General features: G+C 70.5%; 19 protein-coding genes. 10 read left to right on the top strand and 9 right to left on the bottom strand.

The annotated features are described in order from the left end of the window. Positions 1–5: 5 nt before the first annotated feature. From DFR41_RS11255 to DFR41_RS11245, 3 genes are all read right to left on the bottom strand, one after another. Complete coding sequence (locus DFR41_RS11255) at positions 6–1652, bottom strand: histidine kinase famiy protein (RefSeq protein ID WP_114802758.1); 1647 nt, start codon at positions 1650–1652, stop codon at positions 6–8. A 187-nt stretch (positions 1653–1839) separates the two neighbouring features. Further along, a complete protein-coding gene (locus tag DFR41_RS11250; RefSeq protein ID WP_147284336.1) occupies positions 1840–2376 on the bottom strand; it encodes a hypothetical protein in 537 nt (178 codons plus the stop codon). Between the two features lie 212 nt (positions 2377–2588). Beyond that, positions 2589–3515 carry a LysR family transcriptional regulator gene (locus tag DFR41_RS11245; RefSeq protein ID WP_017758999.1) on the bottom strand — a complete coding sequence of 309 codons (927 nt, stop codon included), beginning with the start codon at positions 3513–3515 and terminating at the stop codon, positions 2589–2591. Between the two features lie 127 nt (positions 3516–3642). On the opposite strand from DFR41_RS11245, the gene DFR41_RS11240 reads away from it, so the two are divergent. From DFR41_RS11240 to DFR41_RS11220, 5 genes are all read left to right on the top strand, one after another. Continuing rightward, positions 3643–4545, top strand: a complete 903-nt coding sequence (locus DFR41_RS11240; protein WP_114802756.1) for a VOC family protein — start codon at positions 3643–3645, stop codon at positions 4543–4545. A gap of 56 nt (positions 4546–4601) precedes the next feature. Next, positions 4602–5471: a fumarylacetoacetate hydrolase family protein gene (locus DFR41_RS11235; RefSeq protein ID WP_017758997.1), complete on the top strand. Its 870-nt coding sequence runs from the start codon at positions 4602–4604 to the stop codon at positions 5469–5471. Continuing rightward, positions 5468–7015 carry a bifunctional 3-(3-hydroxy-phenyl)propionate/3-hydroxycinnamic acid hydroxylase gene (locus DFR41_RS11230; protein ID WP_114802755.1) on the top strand — a complete coding sequence of 516 codons (1548 nt, stop codon included), beginning with the start codon at positions 5468–5470 and terminating at the stop codon, positions 7013–7015. The genes DFR41_RS11235 and DFR41_RS11230 overlap by 4 nt, the downstream gene beginning before the upstream one ends. An 80-nt stretch (positions 7016–7095) precedes the next feature. Continuing rightward, a complete protein-coding gene (locus DFR41_RS11225; RefSeq protein WP_114802754.1) occupies positions 7096–8070 on the top strand; it encodes a Bug family tripartite tricarboxylate transporter substrate binding protein in 975 nt (324 codons plus the stop codon). A gap of 46 nt (positions 8071–8116) precedes the next feature. Beyond that, a complete protein-coding gene (locus tag DFR41_RS11220) occupies positions 8117–8551 on the top strand; it encodes a GlcG/HbpS family heme-binding protein (protein ID WP_114802866.1) in 435 nt (144 codons plus the stop codon). Positions 8552–8630: 79 nt separating this feature from the next. On the opposite strand, the gene DFR41_RS11215 is transcribed toward DFR41_RS11220, so the two are convergent. Continuing rightward, positions 8631–10253 (bottom strand): IclR family transcriptional regulator, encoded by a 1623-nt coding sequence (locus DFR41_RS11215; protein ID WP_114802753.1) that lies wholly within the window; start codon positions 10251–10253, stop codon positions 8631–8633. A gap of 142 nt (positions 10254–10395) precedes the next feature. Between DFR41_RS11215 and DFR41_RS11210 the strand changes: the two genes are divergently transcribed. The 3 genes from DFR41_RS11210 (at position 10396) to DFR41_RS11200 (ending at position 13928) form a co-directional block, all read left to right on the top strand. After that, positions 10396–11370 (top strand): Bug family tripartite tricarboxylate transporter substrate binding protein, encoded by a 975-nt coding sequence (locus DFR41_RS11210; protein WP_114802752.1) that lies wholly within the window; start codon positions 10396–10398, stop codon positions 11368–11370. A 3-nt stretch (positions 11371–11373) separates the two neighbouring features. After that, on the top strand, positions 11374–12588 hold the full coding sequence (locus DFR41_RS11205) for a CaiB/BaiF CoA transferase family protein (protein ID WP_114802751.1): 1215 nt from the start codon (positions 11374–11376) through the stop codon (positions 12586–12588). A 173-nt stretch (positions 12589–12761) separates the two neighbouring features. Next, complete coding sequence (locus DFR41_RS11200) at positions 12762–13928, top strand: acyl-CoA dehydrogenase family protein (RefSeq protein WP_114802750.1); 1167 nt, start codon at positions 12762–12764, stop codon at positions 13926–13928. 841 nt (positions 13929–14769) lie between these two features. Here the strand turns inward: DFR41_RS11200 and DFR41_RS11190 are convergent. Then, positions 14770–15978, bottom strand: a complete 1209-nt coding sequence (locus tag DFR41_RS11190) for a CaiB/BaiF CoA transferase family protein (protein ID WP_114802749.1) — start codon at positions 15976–15978, stop codon at positions 14770–14772. 13 nt (positions 15979–15991) lie between these two features. After that, on the bottom strand, positions 15992–16954 hold the full coding sequence (locus tag DFR41_RS11185) for a Bug family tripartite tricarboxylate transporter substrate binding protein (RefSeq protein WP_114802748.1): 963 nt from the start codon (positions 16952–16954) through the stop codon (positions 15992–15994). Positions 16955–17097: 143 nt separating this feature from the next. Between DFR41_RS11185 and DFR41_RS11180 the strand changes: the two genes are divergently transcribed. Beyond that, positions 17098–17979: an SMP-30/gluconolactonase/LRE family protein gene (locus DFR41_RS11180; RefSeq protein WP_114802747.1), complete on the top strand. Its 882-nt coding sequence runs from the start codon at positions 17098–17100 to the stop codon at positions 17977–17979. Positions 17980–18008: 29 nt separating this feature from the next. Here the strand turns inward: DFR41_RS11180 and DFR41_RS11175 are convergent, their stop codons facing one another. Beyond that, positions 18009–18419: a MarR family winged helix-turn-helix transcriptional regulator gene (locus DFR41_RS11175; RefSeq protein WP_114802746.1), complete on the bottom strand. Its 411-nt coding sequence runs from the start codon at positions 18417–18419 to the stop codon at positions 18009–18011. A gap of 171 nt (positions 18420–18590) precedes the next feature. Here DFR41_RS11175 and DFR41_RS11170 point away from each other — a divergent pair, with 171 nt between their 5' ends. Then, on the top strand, positions 18591–20324 hold the full coding sequence (locus DFR41_RS11170; RefSeq protein WP_114802745.1) for a tannase/feruloyl esterase family alpha/beta hydrolase: 1734 nt from the start codon (positions 18591–18593) through the stop codon (positions 20322–20324). 58 nt (positions 20325–20382) lie between these two features. Here the strand turns inward: DFR41_RS11170 and DFR41_RS11165 are convergent, their stop codons facing one another. Together DFR41_RS11165 and DFR41_RS11160 are read right to left on the bottom strand one after the other, a co-directional pair. Further along, complete coding sequence (locus DFR41_RS11165; RefSeq protein WP_114802744.1) at positions 20383–22173, bottom strand: tannase/feruloyl esterase family alpha/beta hydrolase; 1791 nt, start codon at positions 22171–22173, stop codon at positions 20383–20385. Between the two features lie 119 nt (positions 22174–22292). Beyond that, entirely contained in the window at positions 22293–23849 is a 1557-nt protein-coding gene (locus DFR41_RS11160; protein WP_114802743.1) for an MBL fold metallo-hydrolase, read from the bottom strand. Positions 23850–23898: the final 49 nt, after the last annotated feature.

Here is a 23898-nt window from a genome sequence, read left to right as displayed (position 1 = left end):
GGTGCTCAGCCCCCCACCGTGTGCGAGCCGGTGGGCCCGTCCAGCACGTCGCGCACCTTGCGCGCCAGGTCGGCGAGGCGGTAGGGCTTCTTGATGATCTCGAACTCCGCGGGCGCCACATGGTCCAGGCTGCCCAGGTCGCGGTCGAAGCCGGTGGTCAGCAGCACCCGCGTGGAGGGGCGCAGCTTCTGGATCTCGCGGGCCAGCGTGTAGCCGTTCATGCCGCCCGGCATCACCACGTCCGAGAACAGCAGGTCGGGTTGCTCGAAGGGACCAAGGCTGCGGAACAGCGTGAGTGCCTCCTGGGCCGAGGTGGCCAGGCGCACGCTGTAGCCCAGGCCCTCGAGCATGTCGCGCGCGAGCATGCCGACCTCCTCACGGTCTTCCACCAGCAGGATGCGTTCGTCGCCGCCGCGGTAGTGCGCCTGCGCACCGCGCACGACCGCCGTCGGACGTGCCTCGACGGTCGGGAAGTACATGCGCACGGTCGTGCCCATGCCCACCTCGGAGTACAGCGTGACGGTGCCGCCCGACTGCTTGACGAAGCCATACACCATCGACAGGCCGAGGCCGGTGCCCTTGCCTTCCTCCTTGGTGGTGAAGAAGGGGTCCATCACCCGGGCCAGCAGCGCCTTGTCGATGCCGTGGCCGGTGTCGGTGACGGACAGCGTGGCATAGCGGCCCGGCGGCAGGCCGGCGAAGGCGTTGGCATCGTCTTCGCCCACGTCCACGCTGGCCGTCTGCAGCGTCAGCGTGCCGCCCTCGGGCATGGCGTCGCGCGCATTGACCAGCACGTTGAGCAGCGCCACCTCGAGCTGGGTCGGGTCGAGCTGGCAGTTGCCGATGTTCTCTTCGAGCTTGAACTCCACCCGGATCTGCTCGCCCAGCGTGCGCACCGCCAGGTCGGTCATGTCCTTGGTCACCGCATTGAGGTTGATCACCCGCCCGCGCAGGCTCTGCTTGCGCGAGAAGGCCAGCAGCTGGCTGGTGAGTCTGGAGGCCTTGCTCACCGCCTCGCGGATGTTGTCGACGCCGCGACGCACATGCTCGGGGTCGAGCTTGTTCATGCGGCCGCGCAGCTCCAGCAGGTCGAGGTGCCCCGACATCACCTGCAGCAGGTTGTTGAAGTCGTGCGAGATGCCGCCGGTGAGCTGGCCCAGGGCCTCCATCTTCTGCGCCTGGGCCAGGCCGTCCTCGGCGTCGCGGCGGCGGCTCACGTCCAGCTGCGAGGCGAAGAAGTACACCAGCTCGCCCGCCGGGTTGTAGACCGGCGAGATGAACAGCGCATTCCAGAAGGTGCTGCCGTCCTTGCGGTAGTTGAGCAGCTCGATCTGCACCTCGGTGCGGCTCTCGATGGCGTCGCGGATCACGGCCACCGACGCGCGGTCCGTGCCGGGGCCCTGCAGGAAGCGGCAGTTGGTCCCCATGATCTCTTCCGGCGAGTAGCCGGTCATCGACAGGAAGGCCCGGTTGGCGAAGACGATGGGGTTGTCGGGCTGCCGCGGATCGGTGACCAGCATGGGCATGCGGGTCATCTCGATGGCGGCGAAGAAGATGTCGTCCTTGTGGTCTTGCACCTCGCGCGGCGAGCCTTCGGCCCGCACCGGCTTGCGGACGTTGTTGAAGGGCGGCTTTTCGGGGGTACGTGTCACGGCGGAGGCCTTCGCAGAGTGCGTTGGGCCGGGATCGTCCCGCGGATGGCGGCGAGATTCGTGTAGGACGGCAGTCAGAGGCGCCGTCTGGCGCCCGTGTCCTACGGGGGCGCGAGGTCGCGGCCGAGTCCGGCGATGGCGATTCGGGCGCTTGCGCCCTCTCTGAGCGCCGCTCTCGGCCGCGGCATCAGCTGGCGATGCCCAGCCGGCTGCGCACGGCCGCGGCGTCGGGCAAATACTCGATGCCGCGCACCGTGCCGCCCTCCAGCACCATCAGCGTCAGCATGCCCGCCTTGCGCGGCAGCGCGGCGGTGAGCTGCGCGTCGCGCACCAGGCCGACGGGAAAGGGCAGGTCGCGCATCTTGGGCAGCGCGAACATGCGGGTGATGACGGCCGGCATGCCGCTGATGTCGGCCACGTACACCAGCCGTTGCTGGGCCAGCACGTCCGGATGCGCCTTCAGCGCCTCCGTGGCAACGTCTCCGGCCGCCTTGTCGGCCGCGAACAGCACCAGCCGGGTGCCGACGTCCACCACCACCGGCCGGTCGAACTGGTCGTTGACGGACAGGGGCGGCAGGGCGCTGCCCACGGCGAGTTCGGATTCTGCGGCGCCGGCCGCCGGCAGCAGCGCAACGGCCAGCAACGCGGCGCCTGCGCGCAGGGCCTGGCGCCGTGCAGTGGAGGGGGACAGGGCGAGGAAGGACGAAGCGGATCGGTGGGTCATGGAGAAGGCGAGGGGCGGTCACGCCGTGTGGCAAGGGCGCCGAGCATAGGCGCGCGTCCCTGACCGAAGCTGAATGGCCCTGTGGCGCGGGTCCGGTGGATGCGGTTGCGCAAGCGCGCACCGGCGCACCGGCGCGTCGGGGCGTCGGGGCGTCGGGGCGTCGGGGCGTCGGGGCGTCGGGGGGTCGACGTCGCCCATGGCGCCGGTGGCGCTCACACCGGCAGCCGCGCGCCGGCCTCGCGCCGGTTGACCTCATGGAACAGCCCGCGCAGCCAGCGGTTGGCCGGGTCGTTCTGCATGCGCCGGTGCCAGAACTGCTGCACCTGCAGCGGCGGCGGCTTGAAGGGCAGGGCCAGGGTGCGCAGCGGGATGTGCCGGCCCACGGCGGTGGCGATGTCCTGCGGCACGGTGGCCACCAGCTCGGTGCCGGGCAGAAGGGCCAGCAGGCTCATGAAGTGCGACAGCTCCAGCGTCACCTGCCGCTGCCAGCCCTTGGCGTCGAGGAAGCGCTCCAGCAGGTGCTCGCGGCCGTCGGGCCGCACCACCACATGCCGGACTGCCAGGTACTGCTTGAGCGTGAGCCGTTCGCCCAGCGCCGTGTTGGCGGCGCTGGTGATGCATTCGTAGGTGGTGGTGAACAGCGACTGCTGGAAGTAGCCCGCCTTCTGCAGGTCCGGAAAGAAGCCGATCGCCAGGTCGGCCTCGCCTTTTTCCAGCGCATCGGCCGCCGCGGCCCGCGCACGCGAGACCGCATGCAGCCGCACGCCCGGCGCCTCGTGCTGCAGCCGCCGCAGCACGCCTGGCAGGAAGGCCACCTCGCCGATGTCGGGCGTGAGGACGGTGAAGCTGCGCTGCGCTTGCGCGGGCTCGAAGTGGGGCGACTGAAGGATCTCCTGCTGGATGGTCTGCACCACCCGCCGCACCACCGGGGCCAGCTGCTGGGCGCGCGGCGTGGGCTCCATCTGCGCCGCGGTGCGCACGAACAGCGCGTCGTCGAACACGCCGCGCAGCCGTGCCAGCGCACCACTGGTGGCGGACTGGCTCAGCCCCATGGCCTCGGCCGCGCGGTTGACGCTGCGCGTCTGCATGAGGGTGTCGAACAGCACGAGCAGGTTGAGGTCGACCGAACGGATATCCATGAAATCGATTTTAGGAATCGGCCAGATCGTCTGTACAGGATGGGGGCGGCTTCCTACGATCCGCCGCAACAGCAACGACGCCGACCGGCTCCCGCACCCGGGGCGGCCGCGCGAAGGAGACAAGACGATGAGTTCCCCCTGGATCGAGGGCCTGCGCAGCGTGGCCCTGTTCGTGCCCGACCTCGCCCGTGCCGAGGCCTTCTATACCCAGACCTGGCATCTGGCCGTGGCCCACCGCGGCGACGACGTGCTCTACCTGCGCGGCACCGGCGACGACGACTACCTGCTGGCCCTGCACCAGGGCGGCGACGCGCCCCAGGTGCGACAGGTGACGCTGCGCGCCCGCAGCCGCGAGGCGCTGGACGCCCTGTGCGAGAGCGCGGTGGCCGCCGGCGGCACGCTGCTGGCCGCGCCGCATGCGCTGACCCGCGATCCGGCCGGCGGCATCGGCATGAAGTTCAAGGACCCGCATGGCCGTGTCTTCCAGGTGGTGCATGGCGATGCGCGCCGTGAGGCCGATGCGCCCATGGCCGACATGCCCATCCGCCTCACGCACGCCGTGCTCAACAGCCATGCGGTGGACGACACCAAGGCCTTCTTCGAACGGGCCATGGGCTTCCGGCTGGCGGACCGCACCGGGATCATGGCCTTCATGAATTGCAACCGGGACCACCACACCCTGGCCATCGGCATCACCGACAACGATGCGCTCAACCACATCGCCTTCCTGATGCCGGACTTCGAGTCGGTCATGCGCGGCGGTGGCCGCATGAAGGACGCGGGCCATCCCATCCAGTGGGGCCCTGGCCGGCATGGCCCGGGCAACAACCTCTTCAACTACTTCATCGACCCCTTCGGCGTGGTCATCGAATACACGGCCGAAGTGGAGCAGGTGGACGACAGCTATGTCTCGCGCGGCCCCGAGCACTGGAAGTGGCCGCCGGGCCGCATCGACCAATGGGGCATCGCACCCATGCCCGGCCCCGAGCTCAAGGCGGCGCAGCGGCAGGTGCTGTTCGCGCCGGCCTGAGCGGCACCCGCGCCTTCTTCTCTTTCCCTATCCCTCTTCCTTCTGCACGGCGTTCCATGAAGTTCACCACCTACCTGCGCGATGGCGCACCCCGCCTGGCCCTTGTCGAGGGCGACATGCTCATCGACCTGAACGATGCCGACGGCCACATTCCGGCCGATCTGCGCGCCGCCCTGGCCGCCGGCATCGACCTGCGGGCCCTGGCCGCCGCCTGCGCCGAGGCCGACGCCGCCCGCGTCCCGATGGCCGGCGCTCGCCTCGCGCCGCTGGTGCCCGAGCCGGGAAAGACGGTCTGCCTGGGCCTCAACTACTTCGACCATGCCAAGGAAGGCGGGCGCGAGAAGCCCGACTACCCCTGGTTCTTCTTCCGCGGCGCCAGCTCGCTGATCGCCCATGGCGATGCCGGCGTGGTACCGCGCGTGTCGCCCCGCTTCGACTATGAAGCCGAGCTGGCCGTCGTCATCGGCCAGCGCGTGCCGCGGCATGTGAAGGAGGCGGATGCGCTGCAGTACGTCTTCGGCTACAGCTGCTTCAACGACATGAGCGTGCGCGACTACCAGAAGCGCACGCCGCAGTGGACCATCGGCAAGAACTTCGACGCCACCGGCGGCTTCGGCCCGGTGCTGGTCACGGCCGACGAACTGCCGCCCGGCGCCACCGGCCTGCGCATCCAGGGCCGCCTCAACGGCGAGGTCATGCAGGACGCCAACACGACCGACATGATCTTCGGCGTCGCCGAGACCATCGCGCTGCTGGCCGAGGTGCTCACGCTGGAGCCGGGCGACGTGATCGTGATGGGCACGCCCGCCGGCGTGGGCCAGGCGCGCACGCCGCCGGTGTGGATGAAGGCCGGCGACACCTACGAGGTGGAGATCGAGCGCGTCGGTCTGCTTTCCAACCCCATCGTCGCGGAAGCGCAGGCATGACGGCCGCGCCTGTCTACGACGTTGCCATCGTGGGCTACGGGCCGGTGGGCCAGGTGGCCGCCGGGCTGCTGGGCCAGCGGGGCTTCAAGGTCCATGTGTGCGACCGGCTGACGGAGGTCTACCAGATCCCCCGCGCCATCGCGCTGGACCACGAGATCATGCGCGTCTTCCAGCAGCTGGGCGTGGTGGATGCCATCGCACCCTTCACCGAGCCCTTCTCCAACTCGGAGTACTTCGGCGTGGATGGGCAGCTGATCCGGCGCATGACCATGCTGCCGCCGCCCTATCCACAGGGCTACACGCCCTCGCTGGTGTTCACCCAGCCGCCGGTGGAGCAGGCGCTGCGCGAGCGCGTGGCGCGCCTGCCCAACGTGACGGCGGAACTGGGCGTGGAGATGACCGGCCTCGCGCAGGACGCCGAGGGCGTGCAGCTCACCCTGCAGCGCCAGGGCGGCACCCACACCGTGCAGGCCCGCTATGCCATCGCCTGCGACGGCGGCAGCAGCGGCGTGCGCACGCAGCTGGGCCTGCCGCTGGAGGACCTGGACTTCGACGAGCCTTGGCTGGTGGTGGACGTGCTGCTCAACGCCGCCGGCATGGCCCGCCTGCCCGCCGTGAGCGTGCAGTACTGCGAGCCCGAGCGGCCATGCACGCTGGTGCTGGGCCCTGGCAACCACCGCCGATGGGAGATCTCGCTCAAGGCCGGTGAGGACCCGCGCGAGATGGCGACGCCCGAGGCCACCTGGCGGCTGCTGTCGCGCTGGATCGGCCCCGAGCACGGCGAGCTGTGGCGGCAGGCCAGCTACCGCTTCCATGCGCTGGTGGCGGCCGACTGGCGGCGCGGCCGCGTCTTCCTGGCGGGCGATGCGGCCCACATGCAGCCACCCTTCCTGGGCCAGGGCATGTGCCAGGGCATCCGCGACGCGGCCAACCTGGCCTGGAAGCTGGGCGCCGTGCTGGCCCGCGAGGTGCAGGGCGAGGCGGCCGACGCGCTGCTGGACAGCTACGGCCACGAGCGCCGCGCCCATGTGCGCGAACTCACCAGCCGCATCAAGCAGGTGGGCGCCGTGATCTGCGAGCGCGACACCGATCGTGCCCGCGAGCGCGACCGTCGCCTGCTGGCCGAGGCCGGCGGCGAGGTGCGCGATACGCCCAGGCAGGACATCCTGCCCGGGCTTGAGACCGGCCTGTTGGCCGGGCGATCCGCCGGCGGCCGGGGCAGCCTGTTTCCCCAACCCTGGCTGCGCACGGTACAGGGGCCGCGCCGCATGGACGCGCTGCTGGACCCTGGCTGGCGCCTGGTGATGGCCGCCGGGGTGCCTCTGCCCGAAGGGGGCTTCGACGGTCTGCGCATCCTCAGCCTGGGCGAGCAGCCCGAGACCGAGGGCGTGGTGCGCGACTGGTTCGCCCGGCATGCCGCGGTGGCCGCGCTGGTGCGGCCCGACCACTATGTGTTCGGCACCGCGGCGCGGGCCGGGGACATTGGCGCCCTGCTGGACGAGGCCGCGACGCGCCTCGGCCTGGCCACGGCCTGCGCCGCCTGAACGGCGCCCGCCGCCACCCCGGCGGCGAGGCAGACCACGCTTTCGACGACGACAACAACCACAGACGGAGACAACGCACCATGAACCGACGCCAATTCCAGCAGGCCCTGGCCGCCCTGGCCCTGCCCCTTGCCGCCCCCGCGGCGCGCGCCCAGTCCTGGCCCGACAAGCCCGTTCGCTTCGTGCTCTCGCAGCCCGCGGGCTCGGGGCCGGACATCCTGGCCCGCCAGATCGGCGACCAGCTTTCGCGCCTGTGGCAGCAGGCCGTGATCATCGACAACCGCCCCGGCGGCCAGAACGTGATCGGCGCCCAGGTGGCGGCCCGTGCCGCACCCGACGGCTACACGCTCTACTACGCCACCACCGCGGCCATGGTGACCAACGTGTTCACCTTCAAGTCGCTGCCCTACGACCCGGCGCGCGACTTCGTGCCGGTGCGGCTGGTCGGGCGCAGCCCCTTCGTGCTGGCTGCCGCGGCCAGCTTCCCGGCCAAGGACCTGCCCGACCTCATCGCGCGTGCCAAGGCCCAGCCCGGGATGCTGGCCGCCGGTACCGAGGGGCCCAAGACCTTCTCGGGCATGGTGCTCGACAGCATGGCCGCCACCGCCGGCATCAAGCTCAACCAGGTGCCCTACACCAAGGCGCCCGAGGCGCTGCAGGACCTGCTGGGCGGCCGGCTGCAGCTGGTGTGCCTGCCCGAGGCGGCCCTCACCGCCTACATCCAGGGGGGTCAGGTGCGTGCGCTGGCCGTGAGCACCGGCAAGCGGCTGCCGCAGTGGCCGCAGGTGGCCACCGTCGCCGAGACCCTGCCGGGCTTCGAGTTCACCGGCTGGAACGGCATCTTCGCGCCGGCCGGCACGCCCGCTGCGGTGGTGGCCCGCATCAATGCCGACCTGGACAAGGTCATGGCCCAGCCCGAGACCGCGCAGCGGCTGGCCGCGCTGGGCACGATGGCCGAAGGCCCCATGAGCCCGGCCGAATTCGGCAGCTTCATGAAGGCCGAGCGCGAGCGCTGGGCGGTGGCGGTCAAGACCATCGGCCTGCAGCCCGAATGAGCGCCGTGCACGGACAGGCTGTGTCGAGATGGAGACCTCTTTCACCATGACTGCCACCCTCACCCTCACCCTCGACCAGGCCCAGCGCCTGCTGGCCGCCGCCCTGGCGCGATCGCGTGAACGCGGCTTCAAACCCATGGCGGTGGCCGTGCTCGACGGCGCCGGCCACCTCAAGGCCTTTGCCAGCGAGGACGGCGCCAGCATGTTCCGCTTCGACGTCGCACGGGCCAAGGCCTGGGGCGCGGTGGGCATGGGCGTGGCCAGCCGCGCGCTGGCCGAGCGGGCCCGCGACAACCCCAACTTCTTCGTCTCGCTGTCGGCGACGGCGCAGGGCCGCTTCCTGCCGCAGACCGGGGCCGTGGTCATCAAGGACGCGTCTGGCACGGTGATCGGCGCCGTGGGCGCCAGCGGTGGCACCGGCGACGAGGACGAGCTGATCTGCATCGCGGGCGTGGAGGCCGTCGGGCTGCAGTGGGGCTGAGCGAGGCCCTGGGTGCCGGCCGCCCTCGGCCGCGACGCTGGCCCGATAGCGCCGTCGGATTCGGCGCGTGCGGCAAACCTCAGTTCTGCGCTTCGGCGCTTTCCAGCGCGGCCACCGTCTCGCGCAGCCAGCCGCCGATCTGCGCCAGCCGGCGCGCATCGGCCGCCTGGTCGCGCAGCACGCCGCAGTTCATCACGTAGCGCAGCCCCTCGACAGGTCGGCTGAAGGGCACGGCCACCGCAACGATCTCGGGGCGGAAGTCCGCCGAGCTGCACCACCCCTGGCGCCGGCAGTCCGCCATGGCCGAACTGGCCGCCGGCCATAGCCGCGCGAAGGCCTCGGGCTGGACCAGGCGCAGGCGGTGCAGCAGGGCCTCGCGCATCGCGTGGTCCACGCTCGCCAGCCAGGCCCGGCCCATGGCGGTCTGCAGCATCGGCATCGGGGCGCCAGTGTCGGGCGGCAGCAGGCGCGCGTCGGTCTGCCAGGCGGTTTCGACATAGATCATGCTGGTCTCGTGCGGCAGGCCCAGTGACACCGCGCCACCGGTGCGGGCCGCCAGGGCCAGCATGGCCGGCCGCGCACGCCGCCGCAGCGGCAGCCCCGACAGCATGGGATAGGCCGCGGCCAGCACCGCGGGCGCCAGGCGGTAGCCGGCCGTGGCGTCGTCGCGCCGCAGATAGCCGCGCGCCACCAGCGTGTGCACCAGCCGCTGCACGGTGTTGGGTGCCAGGGCCAGCCGGCGCGCCAGTGCGCGGATGCCCAGCACCGGCTCGCCCGGCGCGAAGCTGCGCAGCAGGTCGATGCCGTGCGCGAGCGTGCGTGCGAAGCCGCCGTCGCGCGGGTCCATATCCCTTGCTGTGGCCGGGCCATGGCCCACCAGCCAGGCGGGCGCGGGTGGCACGGCCGGTGGCTGGCCCGCGCCGTCGCGCAGCAGGGCGCGCCGCCAGTCGGCCTCGATGGTGCGTGCCAGCTGCACGAGACATGGGCCGATCTCCCGCTGCAACGCGCGCGGTGCCAGCCGCCGCGCGGGCAGGCCGGCGTTGAGCAGCAGGTGCCCGCCCTGCAGCGTGATGCGCAGCGGCACGGCCACCGCGTGCACGTCGGGCAGCCAGTCGCCTTCGGAATGGCAGAAGCCTTGCGCGGCCCACTGCCGCTGGGCTTCGCGCAGCACGCCGTCGAAACGGTGCGCCTGCGCGCCTTCCACGTCGCTCAGGGCTGCGCGTGCGGCCTCGCGCTCGGCCGGCGTGGCGGTGGCCAGCCACGCGCGACCCATGGCCGTGTCCAGCAGGGGCAGCGGCGCCCCGAGGTCGGGCTGGAAGGTGAGCGGGTCGTTGTTGCGCCAGGTCTCCACATAGACCATGCGGTGCCGGTCGCGCATGCCCAGCGACACCGAGGCGCCCAGCGCATCGGCCAGCTGCTTCATCGGCAGCCGGGCGATGCGTCGCAGGCCCAGCTGCGCGAGCAGCGGATAGCCCAGCGTCAGCGCGCCGCTGCCCAGCCGGTGGCCACGCCCTTCGCCGGCGGGGACGACGAGGCCGCGGCTGGCCAGCGTGGTGGTGAGGCGTGTGATGGTGGCGCGGGCGAGGCCGGTGCGCTGCGCGAGCGCCGCATTGGTCAGCACGGCGGGCGCGCCGGCAAAGGCTTCCAGCACGTCCAGGCCATGGGCCAGCGTGGCGGCGAAGCGTGGGTCGGCGGTCGGCATGAAGCAAAGGGGCAGGTGAGAGGTGCAATACGACAGGCGAGGCTTGTCCAATATAGCGAAACAGCGGTTGGCGGCAGGATTGCGTCTGCCTAGTCTTCGGGCCACATCGCGCCAACGAGCGCATGCTTCCTCGGAGACAACCATGTTCAAGCAACTGATGGCCGCCACGCTGGCGGCCGGCCTCGCACTGGCCGCGCCGCTCGCCTCGGCGCAGGCCGCCTATCCCACCAAGCCGATCCGCCTGGTCGTGCCCTTTGCGCCCGGCGGCTCCGCCGACGTGGTGGGCCGGCTCATCGCCGAGGAACTGCGCGCCGGGCTCGGCCAGCCCGTGGTGGTGGACAACCGACCCGGCGCCGGCGGCAACATCGCAGGCGACATGGTGGCCAAGTCGCCGGCCGACGGCTACACCCTGCTGCTGGCGGCGGCCGGCCCCATCGCCATCAACCCCAGCCTGTATGGCCGCATGCCCTACAACCCGGCCACCGACCTGGCGCCGGTGGCCCTGCTGGCGCGCGACCATCAGCTCATGGCCGTCACGCCCTCGGTGCCGGCGCGCGATGTGCGCGAGTTCATCGCCTATGCCAAGGTCAATCCGGGCAAGGTCTCCTTCGGCTCGCCGGGCAACGGCACGCCGGCGCACCTGGGCGGCGAGTTGTTCAACCAGATGGCGGGCACGCAGATGGTCCATGTGCCCTACAAGGGCAGCGCGCCGGCCATGAACGACCTGATCTCGGGCCAGATCACGGTGATGATCGACAACATGCCGGCGCTGCTGCCCCAGGTGCAGTCCGGCCGCCTGCGGGCCCTGGGCGTGGCCAGCCCGTCGCGTGCCAGCGGTGCACCGGACATTCCCACCGTGGCCGAGTCCGGCCTGCCCGGCTTCAACGTCACGGCCTGGAAGGGCCTGATGGCGCCGGCCGGCACGCCCAGACCCATCGTCGCGAAGCTGAACGAAGTGGCGGTGGCGGCCGTGGCCAAGCCGGAGATCCGCAAGCGCCTGGTGGACCTGGGCGCCGAGCCCGGCGGCGGCAGCCCCGAGGACTTCGGCGCCCTCATCGCCAAGGACAGCCGCAGCTGGGCGGCGCTGGTCAAGTCCACCGGCGCGCGGGTGGACTGAGGCATGGCCGACGCTTTCGATCCCGCGCAAGGGCCGCTGCACGGTCTGCGCATCCTGGACATGGCCACTGTCGTGGCCGCGCCCTTCGCGGCCACGCTGTGCGCCGACCTGGGCGCGCAGGTGACCAAGCTGGAGCTGCCCGATGGCAGCGACGCCCTGCGCTCGCTGGCGCCGGTCGAGCCTGGCCATGCGCTGTACTGGAAGGTGCTCAACCGCGGCAAGCGCGGCATCACGCTCGACGTGCGCACCGACGCCGGCCGCGCCCTGTTCCTGCGCCTGCTGGCCGGCATGGACGTGCTGGTGGAGAACTTCCGCCCCGGCACGCTCGACCGCTGGGGCCTGGACCTGGCGACGCTGCACCGGGCCAATCCGCGCCTCATCGTGCTGCGGCTCACCGGCTTCGGCCAGACCGGGCCCTACGCCGGCCGGCCCGGCTTTGCGCGCATCTTCGAGGCCATGGGTGGCCTGGCCCATCTGACCGGCGAGGCGGCCGGCCCGCCGCAGCATGTGAACTTTCCGCTGGGCGATTCGATGGCCGGTCTGTTCGGCGCCTTCGCCATCGCCGCAGCGGCCGCCGAGCGGGCGCGTTGCCCCGATGCGCCCGGCCGCGAGATCGACCTGTCGGCCACCGAGGCGCTGCTGCGCGTGCTGGAGCCGCTGGCCGTGGAGCGCGAGCGCACCGGCCATGCGCGCCAGCGCAGCGGCGCCCGCGCCACCTACACCGCGCCGTCCAACATCTACCGCACGAAGGACGGCGACTGGATCACGCTGGTGGGCTCGTCCGACGCCATCTTCCGGCGTCTCTGCGCCGCCATGCAGGCGCCCGACATGGCCGCCGATCCGCGCTTCGCCACCAACCCGCTACGGGTGCGCCATCTGGACGCGCTGGACGGCTGCGTGGCCGCCTGGTGCGCCGCGCACAGCCATGACGAGCTGCGGGCCGCGCTCGATGCGCACTCGGTGCCTTTCTGCAAGGTCTACGACATCGACGACGTGCTGGCCGATCCGCACTTCGCCGCGCGCGGCGCCATCGTGCGGCTGCCCGATGCCGAGCTGGGCTCGGTGCCCGCACCCGCCGCGGTGCCGCGCTTCGGCGGCCATGCGCCGCAGCCCCCGCGCACCGGCCCGGCGGTGGGCGAGCACAACGCCGAAGTGTTCGGCGCGCTGGGCCTCACGGCCGAAGACCTGCGCGGGCTGCGGGCGGCCGGTGCGCTGTGAGGTGCCCGCCACGCCGCGAAGCCGCTCTGCCCATCCTGCCTCACGGCCCAATGCGGGCCAGTCGGCCCAACGCCGTTCGGGCTGAGCCTGTCGAAGCCTGGGCACCCGCTCAGGGCATCACTGAGTGACCTTGGTCCACCGTCCGTCTTTCCTCACTTCATCCCTCATCCCCCATGATCCGCGACCCCGCCGCCTTCGACGAAACCCTGCAATCCCTGCGCCGCTATGTGCGCGAGCGCCTGATCCCGCGCGAGGCCGAGGTCGAGGCCCGCGACGAGGTGCCCAGCGACCTGGTGGAGGACATGGCGCGCCTTGGCTTCTTCGGCTGGTCCATCCCCGAGACCTGGGGCGGCATGGGCATGACGACCGAAGAGCTGGTGCTGGCGGCGATGGAACTGTCTCAGGCCTCGGTGGCCTTCCGTGCGCGTGTGGGCACCAACACCGGCATCGGCTCCGAGGCGCTGGTGGCCGATGGCACGCCCGCACAGAAGGACCGCTATCTGCCACTGCTCGCCAGCGGTCAGTTGACGGGCGCCTTCGCGCTGACCGAGCCCGAGGCCGGTTCCGACGCTACGGCGCTCAAGACGACGGCGGTGCGCGAAGGCGATCACTATGTGCTCAATGGCACCAAGTGCTTCATCACCAACGCGCCCATCGCCGGCCTGTTCACGGTGATGGCGCGCACCGATCCGCAGGACGCGAGCGCGCGGGGCATCAGCGCCTTTCTGGTGGAGCGGGACATGCCAGGGCTGTCCACGGCCGCGGCCTACCGCAAGATGGGCCAGGCCGGCTCGCCGGTGTCCGAGGTGCACCTGCAGGATTGCCGCGTGCCGGCCAGCCATCTCATCGGCGGGACGGAGGGCACGGGTTTCAAGACGGCGATGAAGGTGCTGAACAAGCAGCGCATCCATCTGGCGGCGCTGTGCACGGGCCCCGCGATCCGCATGCTGGAAGAGGCCATTGCCTGGACGGCGCAGCGCCGGCAGTTCGGGCAGCCGGTGGCTGCCTTCCAGCTGGTGCAGGCGTTGATCGCCGACTGCCAGACCGAGATCCAGGCGGCGCGCGCGCTGATCCTGCAGACGGCGCGCGAGCGCGATGCGGGGCAGGACGTGACGCTGCAGGCGTCGATCTGCAAGTACTTCGCCTCCGAGATGTGTGGCCGCGTAGCCGACCGGTGCGTGCAGATGCTGGGCGGCACGGGCTTCATCCAGGGTCACCCGATCGAGCGCTTCTACCGTGATGTGCGGCTGTTCCGGCTGTACGAGGGCACGAGTCAGATCCACCAGCTGAACATCGCCAAGCGGACGATTGCGGCGGCGGGGTATCGACTGGGGGACTGAGGGGGTCGGTCTGGTCGTCGATTGCTCGGTGCTCAGTGCTCGGCGGCGTCTGTGGGGCGCACGGAGGGTCGAGGTGCAAGTGCCGCGAGGCTAAGCCGGCAGAGGGCACCGGCATGCGCGCTCCCGGTGCACGCTCGCGCTGACCGGCTTGCCTCGCCGGACGGGTGCTCGCTTTCCACCGACGTGCTCGGGGCACTGCACGGCGCCGCGAATGGCACCTCCGCACGCACACCGGCACCCTCCGCCTGGACGCTGCGCGCGAACGGCTGGGTTCGGCCGCCCGGGTCCTCACTCCGTTCGCCCTGAGCTTGTCGAAGGGCAGATCGGCGCGCGGCGCAAATGCCCAGCGCTGCTTGAGCCGCTTGCTTGCTGCCCATAGGGACGGGGCTCCACAGGCTCAGCCCGAACGGTCTGGGGTTGACTGGGCGGCCTTGTCTCGAAACGCCAGGACCCTATGAACCAGGACCAGGACCAGGACCAGGACCAGGACCAGGACCAGGACCGGGGCCGGGGCCGGGGCCGGGGCCGGGGCCGGGGACCCCGGACTCAAGGACTCAAGGACTCAAGGACTCCACGACCCTGATGGTCTCAAGGCTCCGCGACCTGAAAAGCGGAGGGCTCGCGCGCAACGTCGAGGCGGAGGATGACGGTGTGCGTGCGGAGGTGCCATTCGCGGCGCCGTGCAGTGCGCAAGGCGCGTCGGTGGAGAGCGAGCACCCATCTGGTGAGGCAAGCCGGTCAGCGCGAGCGTGCACCGGGAGCGCGCATGCCGGCGTCCTCTGCCGGGTCAGTGGCCCCGCCGCCGGTGCGCCGAAGACCGGAACCGATGAGCGATCCCGCGCTACCGGATCACCTGCCGCGCCCGCAGACCTTCCAGGTCGCTGCCCTGCAACCCCAGCAGCTCGCCCAGCACCTCGACCGTGTGCTCGCCCAAATGCGGCGGCGACTGGTGGACGGGCGCGCGCTGGCCGTCGAACACATAGGGTGGCGCATGCACGCCTTGCGTGCCGGCTTCGCTGTCCTCGAAGCTGTGCCACAGGCCCACCTCGCGGGTGCGGGCCGAACCGAGCGCCTCGTACAGCCCCAATACCTCGCCGCAGGGGATGCCCGCGGCATCCATGCGCTCGATCAGCAGCGCCCGCGGATGCTTCGCGATCTCGGCCAGCAGGATGGGCAGCAGCACGGCGCGGTGCTTCGAGCGCTCGGTGTTCTGCGCGAAGCGTGCGTCCTGCGGCAGGTCGGGCCGTTCGATCACGGCCTCGCAGAACTTGCGGAACTGGCCGTTGTTGCCCACCGCGATCACCACCGGCCCGTCGGCCGCGTCGAACACACCGTACGGCACGATCGACGGATGCGAGTTGCCGAACTTGGGCGGATCGGCCTGCTGCATCCAGGCCGTGAGGCCGTAGTACGAGGTGATCATCATCCCGCCGTCGTACAGCGACATCTGGATGTGCCGCCCACGGCCCGTGCGGTGGCGCTCGTGCAGCACGGCCAGGATGGCCTGCCCCGCATACATGCCCGTGAACATGTCGACCGCCGCGATGCCGAACTTGAGCGGGCCCTGCCCCTCCTCGCCGTTCATCGCCATCAGGCCCGTCTCGCCCTGGATCACCAGGTCGTAGCCCGGACGCGCACGCTCGGGGCCCAGCGCCGAGTAGCCGGCGATGGAGCAGTAGATGAGCCCGGGGTTCAGCGCCTTCAGGTCCTCGTAGCCCAGGCCCATCTTCTCGGCGCCGCCGTGCTTGAAGTTCTGGATCAGCACGTCGCTCTTCGCCGCCAGCTGCCGCGCCATGTCGCGGCCCTCGGGCGTCTGCAGGTCGATGGCCACCGATCGCTTGTTGCGGTTGCAGCTGTTGAAGTAGGTGGTGTTGTGCCGGCCGATGCGCAGCCCCCAGTCGCGCGTGTCGTCGCCGCGGTCCGGATGCTCGACCTTGATCACCTCCGCGCCCAGGTCCGCCAGCGCCTGGGCGCACAGCGGGCCCGCCATCACGCGGGACAGGTCCAGCACGCGCAGGCCGGCGAGCGGGGCGGGAGAGAAGGACGTCATGACCGGTGGGGCCTCAAGTGCCTTGCTTGGGGATGTTCAGGCTCTGCAGAAGCGGCAGCCAGCGGTCCGACTCCGTCTTGACGAAACGGTCCAGCTCTTCCGGCGTACTGCCACGCGGCTCCATGCCGATGGCGCGGGCGCGGGTCACGAACTCGGGGTCGGCGATCACCTGGTTGACGGCCTTGTTGAGCTTGTCGATGGCCGCGCGCGGCGTGCCGGACGGCACCGAGAACGAATACCAGAGCGTGGCCACCATGTCGTAGCCCATCTCCTTGAAGGTGGGGGCGTCGGGCACCTGCGGCAGGCGCTGGTCGTCCATCACGCCCAGCACGCGCAGCTTGCCGGCCTTGATGTAGGGCAGCGAGCCGGTGATGGAGGTGCCGTGGATGTCGATCTGCCCACCCAGCAGCGCCTGCAGCGCCGGCGCGTCGCCGTTGAAGGGAATGTGCGTGGTGCTGAAGCCCTGGGCACGCTCGAAGGCGATGGGCGCCAGGTTGGTCAGGATGGAGGCGCCCGGTGAGCCGCGGTTGATCTTGCCGGGGTTGGCCTTGGCATAGGCCACCATCTCCTTGATGTTCTTGTAGGGCAGGTCGGTGCGGCCCACGATCACCGAGGGCTGGTAGGCGATCTGCGTGACCGAGGCGAAGTCCTTGGCCGGGTCGTAGGGCAGCTTGTCGTAGAGCGCGATGTTGTTGGCCAGCGTGCCCAGCGACGAGACCAGCACCGTCTGGCCGTCCGGCTTGGAGCGGGCCACGTAGTCGGCCGCCAGGATGCCGCTGGCGCCCGGCTTGTTCTCGATGATGACGTTCATGCCGTGCTTGTTCAGCTCCTGGGCCAGGATGCGGCAGTACTGGTCGGTGCCGCCTCCGGCGGCGAAGGGCACCACGATGCGGGTGACGTTCTGCTGGGCGAGGGCCGGGCTCAGCGCGCAGGCGCCGAGCAGCAGGCCAGCCAGGAATTGGCGGCGATGGCTCATGGTGTGTCTCCGGGTCTTGGGCCCTGTCTCGGGCGTGGCGGCCAGTCTAGGGGGGCGTCCACGGACCTTGATCTCGATCAATGAAAAGATGCTTTCCGACTCCTGCACATCGGGGCGCGGATCGGCTGCGGACACTGCGCGGCATGCCGCACCTCGACATCCACCGCCTGGGCATCACGCGCGACCAGCTGGGCGAAAGCCCCTGCTGGGACGCCGAGGCGCAGGCCCTGTGCTGGATCGACGCGCTGGCCGGCACGGTCCACCGCCTGCTGCCGGCCACCGGCGCACTGGCATCGCATGCACTGCCTGCGCCACTGGGCGCCATCGCGCCGGCGCAGGGCGATGCGGTGGTGGTGGCGCTGCGCCATGGCTTCGGCCGCTACGACTTCGGCACCCGCCAGCTGACGATGCTGGGCGACATCGGCCTCGCGGACGAAGACGTGCGGCTCAACGACGGCAAGTGCGACGCGGCCGGCAACTTCGTCGCCGGCACCATGCACATGAACCGGGCGGAGGGGGCGCCGGTGCGCGGCGGGCTCTACCGCCTGCGGCCGGATGGCAGCGTGGAGCGGCTGGCCGACGACATCGGCTTTGCCAACGGCCCCTGTTTCAGCCCCGACGGCCGCACGCTCTACCTGGCCGACAGCCTGGCGCGCGTGATCTGGGCCTACGACTATGACCCGCAGGGTCCGCTGGCCCACAAGCGCCGCTTCGTGGAGACGCACGCCTTCGAATCCGGCCCCGATGGCGCCACGGTCGATGCCGAGGGTTTCGTCTGGAGCGTGCTGGTGCGCGCGGCGCAACTGGCCCGCTTCTCGCCCGACGGCGATCTGGAGCGCTGCGTGCCGCTGCCGCTCACGTACCCGACCAGCCTGTGCTTCGGCGGGCCGGGCTTGACGCAGCTGTATGTGACCAGCATCTCGCGCAGCGCCCGACTGGAAGGCCGGCTGCCGCAGGACGGCGGCCTGTTCGTCGTCGACGGGCTGCCGGTGGTGGGCTTGCCCACGCAGCGCTTTGGCGGATAGCGGCGAGCACCGCCCTCGGCCGCAGCGGCTTAGCCGGCCGCGAGCTTCAGCAACTGCACCAGCTTGGCCGCCTGCGCCGGGCTCAGGCGCGACAACGTGGCGTCGCTGACGCCGGCAGCGGCATCGGCGAGCCGGTCGTAAAGCGCCAGGCCCTCCGGCGTCAGCGAGACCAGGACCCGCCGCCGGTGCGCCGGGTCGTCCTGGAACTGCACCAGGCCGCGTGCCGCCAAGCGGTCCGCCACGCCCTTGATCGTGGCTGCATCCATGGCGGTCATGCGCCCCAACAGGTTCTGCGAGCACTCCTGCACCTGGGCCAGCATCGAGATCACCGCCCATTGGGTGGGTGTCAGTCCGTCCAGGGCCTGGGTCAGCAGTTCCGCATTGCGCTGATAGAGAACCCGCAGCAGGAAGCCGACCTGTTCATCCAGTCGATAGCTCATGAAGCGATTGTGCTTTTCTGCGCCGAGCCGGTGCGTCGGCCCTGGCTCGGATTCTGCTAAGTGCCACCGTCCGATTGTTTGCATGCAAACAATCAAAGCGGCGTGGCGAGGCTGCGGACGGTGCTCGCGCCTGTGCAATCTGATTCCAACTCAATCATCGCGAGGGATTCCATGATGAAGTTACAAGGATGGTGTGTGACCGGCGTGGCTGCGGCCGCCGCGCTGCTGTTGACCGCATGCGGAGGAAGTGGTGGGAGCACCAGCTTTGCGCCCACGGCCGCAGCGCCTGCGCCCGCGCCAGGCGGCACCCCGACGAGCGCGCCGGCCCCGGCGCCTGCGGCCAGCTTCCAGGCCCAGTGCAGTGCGCTGGCCGGGCTGCCGCTGGCCAACGGCAAGCTGGTCAGCGCGGTCTACACGGCGGGCGTGACCAACACGGCGAGCCCCGCATCCTCCACGCCCGACCACTGTCTGGTGCGCGGTGAGCTCAACAAGCGCACCGGCGTCGACGGCCAACCCTACGCCATCCTTTTCGAACTGCGGCTGCCCAAGGACTGGAACCAGCGCTTCTTCTACCAGGGCGGCAGCGGCGTGGACGGCAGCGTGCCGGCCGCGCTCGGCGCCTATCCAGGGGGCGGCGCGACGCGCAACGCGCTGCTGGACGGCTATGCGGTCGTGACCACTGATTCGGGGCACGAGGCGCCCTTCGACATGAGCTCGAACGTCACCTTCCTGTTCGCGGTGGATCCGCAGGCGCGTGACGAATACGGCGACAAGCAGCTGCCGCTGGTGGCCGGTTCGTCGCAGGCGGTGATGAAGCAGCTCTATGGCGTGCAGCCCAGCCGCTCCTATTTCGTCGGCTGCTCCAACGGTGGGCGGCAGGCCATGGTCGCGGCCCAGCGCTACCCGCAGCTGTTCGACGGCATCGTGGCGGGTGCGCCCGGCTTTCGGCTGACGGCGGCAGCGCTCGAAGGCTCGATCTTCCGTGCCCAGGCCGCGGCCAGCGTCGCGCCGCTGGGCACCGATGGCAAGCCCGACATCTTCAATGCGCTCACGAGTGCAGAGAAGGACACGGTGCGCAGCCGCATCCTCGCCAGCTGCGACGCGGCCGACGGCGTCATCGACGGCATGGTCAGCAAGCCCAGCGCCTGCAACCCCGATCCGTCCCAGTGGGTCTGCACCGGCGGCGCCACCAGCAACTGCCTCAGCGCCGACAAGGCCGCCTATGTGAAGAAGTTCTTCGAGGGTGCGAAGACGTCCACCGGCCGCCAGATCTACGGACCCTGGCCCTATGACCCCGGCATGATCGACACGGTCGGCACGCCCGCCCAGCTGTACTACGCCATCTTCGCGGGCGAGGCCTCGCACGTGTACACCACGCCGCCTACGGTCACCACCGACCTGCTCGGCTACGCCCGCACGGCCGACCTGGATGCCGAGTACGCCAAGATCTTCGACGTGGCCGGCATCTACACGCGCTCCGGCCACGAGTTCACGGACGCGGACTCGGCCGACATGGACGCCTTCCGCGCGCGTGGGGGCAAGATCCTCTCGTTCAACGGCACGGCCGACTGGGCCTTCTCCTTCACCGATCTGTCCCGGTACCAGGACCGCGTGATCGCACGCTACGGCCGCACCGAGGCCGACAAGTTCGCCCGTGCCTTCGCGGTGCCCGGCATGGACCACTGCAGCGGCGGCAAGTACGGCACCGACCAGTTCGATGCCTTCGGTGCGGTGGTCAACTGGGTGGAGAAGGGCCAGGCGCCCGATGTGATGGTCGCCACCGCACGCGCCGCCGCCGGCGTGGCCTGGCCGGGCCGCACCCGCCCGCTGTGCCCCTACCCGAAGGAGGCGGTCTACAACGGCTCGGGCAGCATCGAGTCGGCCAGCAGCTTCAGCTGCCGCTGACGGGCCTGCCGGGACCGGTAGGGCCCCGGCGTGGTGGGTCCTGGCCCGCCCGCCCCGCTCACTTGCAGCTGAAGTTCTCTGCCTTCTCGCTGTCGCCGCTGCCGTTGTAGCGGGCCACCAGCGGATAAGGGCACAGCGGACGCGTACGGTCGGCAGCCCAGTCGCTGGGTAGCTCGCTGTTCACGCCACCGGCGTTGCCCGTGCCGCGCGCGGTGGCCACGATGCGGTCCGGCACCACGCCTTGCTCGACCCACTTGACGAGGGCGTCCAGCGCGTCGTATTGGTCGGTGGAGACGCCTCCGCTGCTGTGGTTCATGCCTGGCACGCGGAAGAAGCGGACGAAGCGCGCCGCCTTGCCCTTGTTCTCGGCGTTGAGCTCGTCATACCAGCGCTTGGTGTCGTCGATCGAGAACACGCCATCCGACACGCCCTGCACCACGATCATCTTGGCGCCCCGGTCGCGCAGCGTATCGAGCTTGGTCGGGTTGGGTGGCGTCATGAACGACCAGGCGTTCTCCGTGTACAGCGTGCTGGTGGCGAAGAGCTTGGGAAAGTCCAGGTCGAAGTTGTAGTTGAACGCGAAGGCCCGGGAGTTGTTGACGATGCTCGCGTCCGGTGGTACCTGGAAGATGATGCCCACGGCCACCGGGTCGCGCGCCGCACCCACCGAGCTGGTGAACTTCCAGCTGGCCCAGCTGCTGCCGACCAGGCCCGGGTCGTAGGGCTGGGTCGCGTAGAGCTGCTCGCCGCGGCTGTTGACCGGGCCGTAGTACATCGCGTCGATGGCGCTTTTCTGCGCGCCGGTCAGGCAGGTGCCGTCACGCGCGCCGACGCAGGTCGGCACATCGCGAAACAGATTGAAGGCGGCGCGGCACGCCTCCACGTCCTGCACGAGGCCGTCCTTGACGCCGTCCAGCGCATCGCAGCGGTCGTTGATCTTTTGCGCCACCAGCTTGCGTTCCGTCAGCGTGAAGCCTGTCGACAGGTCGGTCTCGTCGGTGGCCACCTTGCGGAACTGCTGGGCGCTGTAGAGCTGTGCGGCCGCGGCCTTGGGCAGGCTGAAGCCGGGCGAGTTGGCGAGCACGCCGTCGTACTCGGCCGGCAGGCGGGAGGCCGTGACCATGGCATGGCGCCCACCGTTGGACGAGCCGCCGACGTAGGAGCGGTCCGGGCCCTTGCCGTAGGCGGCCTTGATCAGCGCCTTGGCCATGGGCGTGAGCTTGCGCACCGCGCCGTAGCCGTAGTCGATGCGCGCCTCTGGGTCGAGGCCGAAGAGCGGGTTTTGCGCACTGCTGTGCCCGGCGTCCGAGGAGATCACGGCGAAGCCGTTGTAGAGCGCGTTGGTCAGCGGACCGCCGCTGCCGACGGCACCGGTGGCGTTGGAGACCACGCCGTCCGTACCACCGTTGCCCTGGTACAGGTAGCGGCCGTTCCAGGCCAGGGGCAAGCGCATCTGGAAGCCGACCGAATAGGTCTGTCCATCGACGGGGCTCACCCGCTCGAACATCTTGCCGGTGACGACGCAATGGGCAGGGATGTCCTTGCCAGCCACCTTGAGCGTGCCGGCGGCGGCGGTAGTCACGCTGGTGATGGTGGTGTTGGCGAAGCTGAAGCTCGACAGCGACGTGCAGTCGCCCTGCAACGCGGCGCCTACGGCAGCAGTCAGTTGCGGCAGGGCGGGATCGGATGGCGTCGCCGGTCCCGCCGCAGGGGGCGTGGCAGGTGCCGGCGCGGGGGCCGCGGTGCTGGGCACAAAGGCCAGCGAAGACGAACCGCCACCACCGCAAGCTGCTGCCAGTGCAGCGGCAGCGAGCGGCAAGGTCAGCCTTCCAAGGGTTGCCAGGGACATGTCTCTTTCTCCTCCAAATAGTTCAGTTGAATAACTAATATAGAGGCGATGCGGAGGTGCGGAATCGCGTGGAAACCCTTGCGGGAGTCACGTTTCGGAAAGGTGGCGTGTCTTTCCCGTCATGGGCATGTGCTGCCCTGGGGCAGCAATGCCGCGATCTGCTGCACGTCGCTCACGCCGATCACGCCATCGCCGTCGGCATCCAGTCGGGCCTTGTAGATGCTGTCGCCCACGCGCGATCCGCTCGCCTGCCGGGCCTGGGCCAGGTCGCGGCACAGCGAAGACTTGAGATCCTCGAAAGGTGCCGTGGCCTCGCTGCCAAGATCGACCGTCTGCTCGGTGCTCGTGCCTTCGAAGCGCGCGACCAGTTGCTCGGCGCCGACAGACAGCGCGGGTGTGGGCGTGGCGCAGCTTGCGACGCCTTTGGCATCGGTGGTGGCCTGGCACACGGCCTCCCCACTGGCCGTGGAGAAGCTCACCGTCTTGCCGGCCACCGGGCCCCAGCCGTTGACGAGGCGGGCCGCGATGCGGTTGGGACTCGGGCTGCCAGCGACGAAGTCGATCGCGCTCACGCGCCACACCGGCACTGCCGTGTCAGGGGACTTCTTGGCGAGCCAGGCGGCGGTGCACGAATAGCCGATGGCCATGGCTCGCAGCAGCTTCTCGTTGCCGATCACGAACTGGCTGGGGGACTTCAGGCCCTGCTCGCGGATCTTGTAGATCAGCGCGCGGGAGCCGTCCCAGTAGATGTGGGGGTTGGAGGCCGTGTCGACCTTCAGCGTCTTGATGAGCGCATAAGTGCGCTCCATCGAGTGCAGGTAGGCCTGGATCAGCGCCACGTTGTCCGTGACCAGGGAGGAACCACCCGAGACGAAGAGCTTCACGTCCTTGCCGCCATCCTTGGCGCGCACCACGTAGCCGGTCGTGCCCGCCGTGTGGCCCGGCGTGGAAAGCACGGTGATCGTGCGGCCGCCCACCACGATGTCGTAGGGGTCCTGCACCATCGAGTCCAGTTTGGCGGGGTCGTAGGCCTTGTTGATCGCATCGGCTGAGCCCAAGTAGATGGGTGCGCCGGTGGCGGCCTTCAGCTCCAGGGCGCCGCCGTCGTGGTCGAAGTGCCCGTGGGTGACCAGCACGCCGTTCAGCGGCAGCGTGGACGACAGGCCGAGCTGGCGCAGGGCGGGCAGGTCGTAGTCGCGCATCTCCTGGGCGTTGTTGCCGGCGTCGATCATGACGAAGCCGTTGGCATCGCGCAGGATGTACTGGCCGACGTACTCGGTGCCGATGTACCAGACGTCGTCGAAGAGCTGCGTCAGCGGCACCCGGATGCTGTTCTTGGCACGTTCGGCGAGCACGATGGCGTTGTTGTCGTCGGACAGGTTGCAGTAGAAGGCGCGCCAGGGATAGGCCATCTGCGGATCGCCGCCGGTGTTCAGGCGCGAGGCCTCCATCTGCCGTTCGAACTCGGTCTGCTGCACGGCGGGAAGGCCGGGGTCGGCGGGGGGCGCCGCCGGTGCGGGCGCGGGGACTGGCGCTGGTGCGGTTCCCACCGCTAGCAGTGCGGGGTTGAAGCCGCTGCCGCCACCGCCGCCGCCGCAGGCCGCGATGGCCAGTCCGCCGACGAGTGCGGCGACGGCCGCGCCGCGCACGGCTCTCTTCTTGCTGTTCTTGTCCATGATGTCTCCTCTTGGTGCTGGGGGCGCACGCAGGCCGTCCTCGCCGCGT

The organism is Pseudacidovorax intermedius, from assembly GCF_003350475.1.
Classification (GTDB): domain Bacteria; phylum Pseudomonadota; class Gammaproteobacteria; order Burkholderiales; family Burkholderiaceae_C; genus Xenophilus; species Xenophilus intermedius.
Note: the sequence above shows the minus strand (reverse complement) of the source record. Positions and strands in the feature narration are given on the sequence as shown.